The sequence below is a fragment of the Rhodococcus sp. (in: high G+C Gram-positive bacteria) genome (genome assembly GCF_049591685.1).
In the GTDB taxonomy this organism is placed as follows: domain Bacteria; phylum Actinomycetota; class Actinomycetes; order Mycobacteriales; family Mycobacteriaceae; genus Rhodococcoides.
Genome location: NZ_JBAWFH010000092.1, coordinates 1 through 8,846, shown reverse-complemented (window position 1 = coordinate 8,846; position 8,846 = coordinate 1). Strand labels below are relative to the sequence as shown.

Genomic DNA, 8,846 nt, shown 5'->3' with positions numbered 1-8,846 from the left:
CGCTTCGGCATCGTCCTCCAGCACCAGCAAATCCTTCGCGCCCGGACCCGCCGACGCCGTCCGGATGAGCGCCACGTCCGCCGATCCGTCGAGAAGCGTCGGGACGACCGCGTCGTTGTCTGCCGCGGTGACCGACGCGAACGTGCAGCCGTACCGCTCCGCGAGGGTGTCGACGGCCGCGCGATCGGCGTCGGCCACCACTACCGTGGCCGTGCTGCACTGCGCCGCGATGTCGTCGATGGTGCTGGCCTCCGACAGAACACCGTTCGGGGTCACGGCGACCGCCGGGCGGTCCTCCGCCGTCGCATAGTCGGTGACCGACAGACCGGCCGGCAGCGACTTGTTGAGAGCAACGAAGACGTCGTCGGCATCGACGGACTCGTCGGCACTGTCGAAGGTGCCGAGCAGCTCGCCGGTCAGGTCGGGCACCACGTCCACTTCGGCCGCGTCCAGCGCAGCGAGGTAGGCGTCGCGGTCACCGATCCGCGGCGAGGTTCGCACGTCGGCGCCTGTCGACGCCAGTGCACCTGCATAGATGTGCGCCAGTACCTCTCCGCGGACGTCGTCTGCCGAACCGACGACCAGCGGTCGTTCGGACGGCTCGGACGCCCCGCAAGCAGCGCAGAGAAGTGGCACAGCAACGAGCGCGACGACTCGTCGACCCAACACACGCACGAAAGTGTCTCCGTTTCCTGAAGTTGTCGGTGCACAGGTTTAGCGTTCAGGCACACAGGGAACCAAGCCACCCCGATAACCCATGCGGACGACCATCCATCGACCAACCCTATGGCTAGACTCGCCCGGAGCACCATTGCCCAGGCTCTGCGGCGTACATCCAGCTCGGCGGAACGGCGAAAGGCCAACATTGAACATCACCCGAACCACGCGCGTCGTAGCTGCGCTGTCCATCTCTGCGTTGGCGTTGGCGGCATGCGGCGGCAACGATTCCGATCCGTTGTCGTCCGGCGGCGGGGACAGCAGTAACGGGGACACCAACTCCATCGTGGTCGGCTCCGCCAATTTCACCGAATCGGAGATCATCGCCAACATCTACGCCGAGGTACTGCAGGTCAACGGCTTCGACGTCGACACCTCGCTGAACATCGGTAGCCGCGAGGCCTACATTCCGGCCGTCAAGGACGGATCGATCGACCTCATCCCCGACTACACTGGCAACCTCCTGCAGTACCTGGATCCGGAGACCACCGCCACCTCGGCCGAAGACGTCGAGGCAGCACTTCCGGACGCATTGGGCTCCGAGCTCGTCATCGCCGCGCCTGCGCCCGCCGAGGACAAGGACTCCATCGTCGTCACGCGTGAGACCGCGGACCGTTGGAACCTCACCTCCATCGGAGACCTCGCGCCCTACTCGGCCGAGATCAGCCTGGGTGCACCACCCGAGTTCCAGGAGCGCGCATACGGTCTGCCCGGCCTGAAGGAGAACTACGGCGTCGACATCGATCCCGGCAAGTTCGTTCCGCTGTCCGATGGCGGCGGGCCCGCGACGGTTCGAGCGCTCACCTCCGGTGAAGTCACCGCAGCCGACATCTTCTCCACGTCGGCCTCCATCGCGGAGAACGATCTGGTCGTCCTCGAGGACCCGAAGTTCAACTTCGCCGCCCAGAACGTCGTCCCGGTCATCAACGCGGGCAAGACTTCCGACAAGCTGACCACTGTTCTCGATGCGATCTCCGCGAAGCTCACCACCGAAGAACTTCTGGCACTGAATCAATCGGTGTCCGGCGAGGCCAAGACCGAGCCTGCCGCGGCAGCGCAGCAGTGGGTCACCGAACAGGGACTGGATACTCCGGTCTCGTAGAAGGAGTCCTCACACCGTGATCACATTCGAGAACGTCACCAAGCAGTTTCCCGACGGCACCATCGCAGTCGACACGTTGAACCTCCGGATCGAACCGGAATCCTTCACGGTGTTCGTGGGGCCGTCGGGCTGCGGTAAGACGACATCGATGCGCATGATCAACCGCATGATCACCCCAACCTCCGGTGTGATCACGGTGGACGGCACAAGCGTCGCCGACACCGACGCGGTGAAACTGCGACGCGGCATCGGCTACGTCATTCAGAGCGCGGGCCTGCTCCCCCACCGGACCGTCGTCGACAACGTCGCGACGGTACCGGTGCTGCGGGGCGAATCACGCCGTGCGGCACGCAAAGCCGCACTCACCGTGCTCGAACGCGTCGGACTCGACCCGGCACTCGCCACGCGTTACCCGGCGCAGTTGTCGGGCGGACAGCAGCAACGCGTCGGCGTCGCCCGCGCCCTCGCAGCAGACCCCCCGATCCTGTTGATGGACGAGCCGTTCAGCGCCGTCGATCCGGTGGTCCGCGAAGACCTCCAGGTCGAGATGCTGCGGTTGCAAGCCGAATTGAACAAGACCATCGTCTTCGTCACGCACGACATCGACGAGGCGGTACGGCTCGGGGACCGAATCGCCGTCTTCGGTCCGCACGGGATGCTGCAGCAATACGACAGCCCAGCGACGGTATTGGCTTCTCCTGCAACGGACTTCGTCGCGTCGTTCGTCGGCCGAGATCGCGGATACCGCGGATTGTCCTTCCGGACGGCCGATTCGGTGCCGATCCATGACATCGTCACGGCAACGGCAGGCGAGTTGACGACCCTCCGCCTCGAGCAGGGCCAGTGGATTCTCGTCGTCACCGACGAACGCACTCCCCTCGGATGGATCGACGTCACCGGCGTCGAACGCATTCGGTCGGGACACGAGGTCCGCGATTCCACTGCCGCGGGTGGATCGTTGTTCACTGTCGGCGGAGATCTGCGTCAGGCGTTGGACGCGGCCATCTCGTCGCCGTCCGGTATCGGTGTTGCCGTCGACGATTCGGGCCACGTCGTCGGCAGCGTCGATGGTTCCGAGATCCTCGATCATCTTGCGGCACAGCGCACAGCGGAGAACGAGGCGCGGAACCAACACCACTTCGAGGCCCTCGCACTCGGCAAGGACGACACCGGCCGATGACGTGGCTGATCGATAACTTCGACCGCGTCGTCGAACTCACCAAGACCCATCTCTACCTGTCGCTGCTGCCGATACTGATCGGCCTTCTGATCGCCGTTCCGGTCGGAACCGCCATCCGTAACGTGCCGTGGATTCGAAAGATCACGCTGACCGCGGCGAGCATTGCGTTCACCATTCCTTCGCTGGCGCTGTTCGTCACCATTCCGGCCGTTCTCGGCACGAAGATCCTCGACGACATCAACGTCGTCATCGCGTTGGCGGTGTACTCCACCGCCCTCCTGGTGCGGGCGGTGCCCGAGGCCCTCGACTCCGTACCCGACGCGGTCGTCGACTCGGCGCGGGCCATGGGTTTCACGTCGCTGCGACTAGCCCTGACGGTGGAACTGCCACTGGCTCTTCCCGTCCTCGTCGCCAACGTGCGAGTCGTGGCGGTCACCAACATTTCGCTCGTGTCGGTCGGTTCGGTCATCGGCATCGGCGGCCTGGGCGAACTGTTCACCCAGGGGTATCAGCGGGATTATCCCGACCAGATCATCGCGGGCATCATATCGATCGTCTTCCTCGCGCTCGTGTTCGACGCCGCCTTGTATCTGATCGGCAGGTGGCTCACGCCATGGACCAGAGCAGGCAAGCACAGAGCAGGCAAGCCCAGAAGCCCGCGTAAGGCGGCTGCATGAACATCTTCAGCGACGCGTTCGCCTACATGTCCGATCCGGCCAACTGGCAGGGCAGCACCGGAATCGGCGCCCGCATCCTCGAACACATCTGGTACAGCCTCTTGGCGGTGCTGGTGTCCGCTGCCATCGCAGTGCCCATCGGGCTTCTCATCGGCCATCTCCGCAAGGGCGAGGTAGTGGTCGTCGGACTCGTCAACGCGCTGCGCTCGCTGCCCACGCTCGGTGTGCTGGTCTTTCTCGTGTTGCTCATCGGGCTGGGCCTCGTCCCGCCGATCATCGCTCTCGTACTACTCGGCATCCCGCCACTGCTCGCCGGAACGTACGCCGGGATTGCGAACGTCGACGCCGCCGTCGTGGACGCCTCCCGCGCGATGGGTATGACCGAGGGGCAGGTGTTGCTTCGGGTGGAAATTCCCAATGCGATGCCTTTGATTCTCGGTGGGCTTCGCAATTCGACCCTGCAGGTAATCGCGACGGCAACGGTGGCCGCCTACGTCAACCTCGGCGGGCTCGGACGGTACATCTTCGACGGGCTCGCGCTGTACAGCTACGACCGCGTTCTCGTCGGCGCCATCCTCGTCGCGGTCCTGGCCCTGGTGATCGACGGTCTACTCGCGCTCGCCGTATACGCATCGGTGCCCGGCACAGGTCGGCTGCAACGAAGAAACGCCCCGAACCTACCCGGGTAGGGCATGTTCGGGGCGTTTCCGTTGTGTTCCTACGCGACGCCCTCGGCTCGCGCTGCTGCCGCAACTGCGTCCGCAACGGCCGGGGCCACGCGAGGATCGAGCGGGCTGGGCACGATCTTGTCCGCAGCCAGCTCGTCGCCGAGAACCGAGAGGATTGCCTCGGCGGCGGCGAGTTTCATGCCTTCGGTGATACGGCGTGCTCCGGCGTCGAGTGCGCCCTTGAACACGCCGGGGAAGGCGAGCACATTGTTGATCTGGTTCGGGAAGTCGCTGCGTCCGGTGGCGACGATCGCCGCGTACTGCGCTGCCCGTTCGGGGTGAATTTCCGGGTCCGGGTTGGACAGCGCGAACACGATTGCCTCCGGCGCCATCGACGCGATGTAGCTTTCGGCGATCTGCCCGGCGGAGACGCCGAGGAACACATCGGCCCCGGCGAGTGCGTCGCCCGCCCCGCCGGTCACGCCACGCGGGTTGGTCCGCGAGGCGAGCTCGGTCTTGACACTGTTGAGGTCGGTGCGATCGGCGGACACGATGCCCTTGGAGTCGAGTACCACCACGTCCGGGATCCCGGCGGCGAGGAGGATGTTGGCGCATGCCACACCCGCTGCGCCTGCACCGGAGATGACGATTTTCAGGCCCGCGGTCGGCCGGCCCTGGACTTTCGCGGCGCCATTGAGCGCTGCGAGGACGACGATGGCCGTTCCGTGCTGGTCGTCGTGCATCACCGGGCAGTCGAGGGCTTCGGTGACGCGCTGTTCGATCTCGAAGCAGCGCGGAGCGGAGATGTCTTCGAGGTTGACGGCGCCGAAGCTGTGCCGGAGCCGGACGATGATGTCGACGATCTCGTCCACGTCCTGGGTGTCGAGCACGATCGGGATGGAGTTGAGGCCGGCGAAGTTCTTGAACAGCGCCGCTTTTCCTTCCATGACGGGCAGGGAGGCGCGAGGGCCGATGTCACCGAGGCCGAGCACCGCGGACCCGTCGGAGATCACGGCAACGAGCCGGTCGGTCCAGGTGTACTGCTTGGCCAGCGAAGGATCCTGGGCGATGGCCCGACTGACCTGGGCGACACCGGGGGTGTAGGCAATGGAGAGATCGCGCTGCGTCTCCAGCGGCGCGGTGAGCTCGACCGACAACTTGCCACCGACATGTCCGAGGAAGATTTCCTCATCAGTGATCGGGGACAGATTGGCGGTGATCGGGGACAGATCGTCCGAGTCGCTGTCGGTCGGTTCGGTCACTGTGGTCACGTTTTCGGGGCTCCTCGAAAAGTCTCACCTGGAAGCCCGTTGTCTGTCGGCTTCCGGTCCGACGACACGTCGGCAGGCGAATGAAAGAAAGATGTCCCGGAGCGCGCCCTTCGATGGCTGCGTCGTCCGAAATACCGTGATGACGTGAGGCAGGTGAGCCGGCACCGTCGATGCCGGGCGCTGTGGCGCCCGAAGCTGTATCTCGATCAGTGTGCCACCGGGTGCGGGAGGTGCGCAAACGCCCCTGCTAATTCCACCACTGCCTCAATTCCACCACTGCCTCAATTCCACCACTGTGTCCACAGCAGAACCCCGGCGATGACGATGACCAGTACCGAGGCGAGTACTGCGGTGGCTCGGCGACGATGGTCCGCGAAGTGCTGGACGACGACGGCGAGCACCGCTGCGGCAATATGTGCCGCCACCGAAACGGTGCCCGGTCCGGGGAACCCTCGCTCTGCGCCCAGATACTGTGCCCCGGCGACAACCGCGGCGAGTACGACGAGTCCCGCGGTGACGGCTCCACTCAACGCTCGTAGCAAACCCGTCATCCTCCTGTGATGAATCCACGGACGGAGTCCGCGATGAGCTGGACTGCGATCGCAGCCAGCAAAAGACCGGCGATCCGGGCGAGCAGCGTGATGCCGCCGACGCCGAGGATGCGAATCAGGACCGTCGAGAACCGCAGCACCACGAAGAAGACCAGGTGGATGGTGACGATGGCGGCGGCGACGGCGACCAGCGACCCTGCTTGCCCGTCGGCCTGGCTGACGTAGACGATGACCGCGGCGATAGCGCCGGGCCCCGCCATCAGCGGTGTGCCGAGCGGGACGAGCGCGACGTTGACGTCCTCTGCTTCGGCGCCGCCACCTGCACTGCGTCCAGTGAGCAGCGACAGGGCGATGAGCAGCAGCAGTAATCCGCCGGCACCCTGGAGTGCCGGTATTCCGATGTGCAGATAGTTCAAGATGGCCTGCCCGCCGATGGCGAACACGGTGATGACCGTGAGCGACACCGCGGGCGCCTGCCACGCGGCCCGGTTTCTGGCCTCTTTGCTCTTGCCTCCGACGAGCGAGAGGAACACCGGGATCGCGCCGGGCGGGTCCATGATGACGAACAGGGTGATCAGGACGGTCAGGTACAGCGTGACATCGAAGCTCACGGCGCACCGACTTTCATGCCATCAGTCCCGTGGCCTGCGCGCATAGCCGCTCGTAGTGGGCGGGGTCCGTGGTGTGTTCGCCGAGCCGCAGCGTCTTGTTGTCGCCGTGGTAATCCGAGGAGCCGGTCGCGATGAGGTCGAGTTCCTCGGCCAGCTCGGCGAGTACGCGGGCGTCGTCGACGGTGTGGTCTGCGTGGTGTACCTCGATGCCTCCGAGTCCCGGCGATCCGTCGGGCAGCCGTCCGGCGAGTTCGCGCACCTGTTGGAGGTCGAGGATTCGTCCGCGCATCCGGGCGCGGGCGTGCGCAACGACGCTCACTCCGCCGGCCGAGGACACCATCGCGACAGCACGATCGAGCGGGGTGTCGGCTTTGGCCACGTAGTACGGACTCGACGTTGCGAGCAGGCTTTCGAAGGCCTGGCCGACGCTGTCGACGACGCCGATGTCGACCAAGGCGCGCGCGAGGTGCGGGCGCCCTGCCGACGGGCCGGCCGCGGCGAGGATCGCATCGGGGTCGAGCTGGGGGTAGTCGACGGCCATCTTCTCCGCCATCACCCGGATTCTGGTTGTCCGCTCGCCCTGCAGTCGTATCCGTTCGGCAGCGAACGCCGCATCGAGCGGGTCGAACAGGTAGGCCAGCAGGTGGACGGGCACCGGCGAGCCGTCCTCTCCTCTGCCCTCGCACGACATTTCCATGCCTCGCACGACGGTCAGACCGGCCGGGGCGGCGTCCATCGCCTGGTCCCACCCTGCGGTGGTGTCGTGGTCGGTGATGGCCACGACGTCGAGGCCACTCTTCGCCGCGGCGCGCACCAACTCCGCGGGGCTGTCGGTGCCGTCGGACGCAGCAGAATGGGCGTGGAGGTCGATGAGCACGACAGCCAGTGTCCCAGGCTCGTTCACACTCGCGCACCCGAGGTGTTCGCGTACCTGACGTACGATGGTCCGTTGGCCGTCCGCCGAGAGAAGGAGAGCAGTTGCCGTCTATGCCACCCAGGCCGTCGCTGCGTCCCCTGCACTCGCTGCGACCGTCGGTTCGCACCCAGTCCACGGGCCCCAAGGTTGCGGTACCGACCGCCCGCGCCATCGTCGATTGTGCCGTCTACGTCGACGGCGTTCGGTTGCCTGGTAAGTACACGCACTCGGCGGCCATCGCGGAGGTGCGTCGGCGCGGCGAGGGCTACGTCTGGCTCGGTCTGCACGCTCCCGACGAAGGGCAGATGAACGGCGTCGCCGAGAGCTACGGCCTGCACGAACTCATGGTCGAGGACGCAGTACACGCGCATCAGCGGCCCAAGCTCGAACGCTACGACGAGGTGACCTTCCTGGTATTGCGGACGGTCAGCTACATCGAGCACGAATCCGTGACGACGGCCAACGAGATCGTCGAGAGCGGCGAGATCATGGTTTTCCTCGCGCGCGATTTCGTCATCACCGTTCGGCACGGCGAGCACTCCGGTCTGTCCGGCGTCCGCAACAGGTTGGAGCAGAACCCGGAGCGGCTTTCGCTCGGTCCGTCGGCGGTACTGCACGCCGTCGCCGACCACGTCGTCGACGAGTACCTGGCGGTCACGTCGTCGATCGAGCGCGACGTGGACTTGATGGAAGAGGAAGTGTTCTCGCCCAACCATCACGTGCCGGTCGAGAACATCTACCTTCTCAAGCGGGAGGTCGTCGAACTGCGACGGTCGGTCACTCCCCTGTCGACTCCGCTGATTCAGCTGGTGCAGAACGATGCGTCGATTCCGAAGGCTGTCCGCCGCTATCTCCGGGACGTTCAGGATCACCACACGACCGTGGCGGAACGCGTTGCGGAGTTCGACGAGGTGCTCAGCTCGCTGGTCGACGCCGCGCTCGCGCGGGTGACGATGCAGCAGAACATGGACATGCGCAAGATCTCGGCGTGGGTCGCCATCGCCGCGGTGCCGACGATGGTGGCCGGCATCTACGGCATGAATTTCGACAACATGCCCGAGCTGCACTGGACGTACGGCTACTACCTGGTTGTCGGTTTGGTCGCCTCGGTATGCGTCGGATTGTTCGCATTGTTTCGGCGCAACCACTGGCT

The 8,846-nt window shown here is 65.5% G+C and carries 10 protein-coding genes; 5 read left to right on the top strand and 5 right to left on the bottom strand.

Going from position 1 to position 8,846, the window contains the following annotated elements; genetic code table 11:
* The coding region (locus WBQ44_RS04205) for a glycine betaine ABC transporter substrate-binding protein (RefSeq protein WP_495565479.1) at positions 1–675 on the bottom strand (675 nt) is incomplete at its 3' end.
* A 190-nt stretch (positions 676–865) separates the two neighbouring features.
* Between WBQ44_RS04205 and WBQ44_RS04200 the strand changes: the two genes are divergently transcribed.
* Genes WBQ44_RS04200 through WBQ44_RS04185 form a run of 4 tightly spaced genes read left to right on the top strand, consistent with a single transcriptional unit; the run spans position 866 to position 4,365 of the window.
* Complete coding sequence (locus tag WBQ44_RS04200) at positions 866–1,819, top strand: ABC transporter substrate-binding protein (RefSeq protein ID WP_495565478.1); 954 nt, start codon at positions 866–868, stop codon at positions 1,817–1,819.
* Between the two features lie 16 nt (positions 1,820–1,835).
* On the top strand, positions 1,836–2,999 hold the full coding sequence (locus tag WBQ44_RS04195) for an ABC transporter ATP-binding protein (protein ID WP_495565477.1): 1,164 nt from the start codon (positions 1,836–1,838) through the stop codon (positions 2,997–2,999).
* On the top strand, positions 2,996–3,676 hold the full coding sequence (locus WBQ44_RS04190) for an ABC transporter permease (protein WP_495565476.1): 681 nt from the start codon (positions 2,996–2,998) through the stop codon (positions 3,674–3,676). Before WBQ44_RS04195 ends, WBQ44_RS04190 begins: the two co-directional genes overlap by 4 nt.
* On the top strand, positions 3,673–4,365 hold the full coding sequence (locus WBQ44_RS04185) for an ABC transporter permease (protein ID WP_495565475.1): 693 nt from the start codon (positions 3,673–3,675) through the stop codon (positions 4,363–4,365). Before WBQ44_RS04190 ends, WBQ44_RS04185 begins: the two co-directional genes overlap by 4 nt.
* Positions 4,366–4,394: 29 nt before the next feature.
* On the opposite strand, the gene WBQ44_RS04180 is transcribed toward WBQ44_RS04185, so the two are convergent.
* The 4 genes from WBQ44_RS04180 to WBQ44_RS04165 form a co-directional block, all read right to left on the bottom strand.
* On the bottom strand, positions 4,395–5,573 hold the full coding sequence (locus WBQ44_RS04180; RefSeq protein WP_495565481.1) for an NAD(P)-dependent malic enzyme: 1,179 nt from the start codon (positions 5,571–5,573) through the stop codon (positions 4,395–4,397).
* A gap of 323 nt (positions 5,574–5,896) precedes the next feature.
* The gene (locus WBQ44_RS04175; RefSeq protein WP_495565474.1) at positions 5,897–6,166 is read right to left on the bottom strand and encodes a hypothetical protein; all 270 of its coding nucleotides are present in this window, start codon (positions 6,164–6,166) and stop codon (positions 5,897–5,899) included.
* Positions 6,163–6,723, bottom strand: coding sequence for a MarC family protein (locus WBQ44_RS04170; RefSeq protein WP_495565480.1), 561 nt, complete (start codon positions 6,721–6,723; stop codon positions 6,163–6,165). Before WBQ44_RS04170 ends, WBQ44_RS04175 begins: the two co-directional genes overlap by 4 nt.
* A 67-nt stretch (positions 6,724–6,790) precedes the next feature.
* Positions 6,791–7,654 carry a PHP domain-containing protein gene (locus WBQ44_RS04165; RefSeq protein ID WP_495565473.1) on the bottom strand — a complete coding sequence of 288 codons (864 nt, stop codon included), beginning with the start codon at positions 7,652–7,654 and terminating at the stop codon, positions 6,791–6,793.
* A 110-nt stretch (positions 7,655–7,764) separates the two neighbouring features.
* On the opposite strand from WBQ44_RS04165, the gene WBQ44_RS04160 reads away from it, so the two are divergent.
* The coding region (locus WBQ44_RS04160; RefSeq protein ID WP_495565472.1) for a magnesium and cobalt transport protein CorA at positions 7,765–8,846 on the top strand (1,082 nt) is incomplete at its 3' end.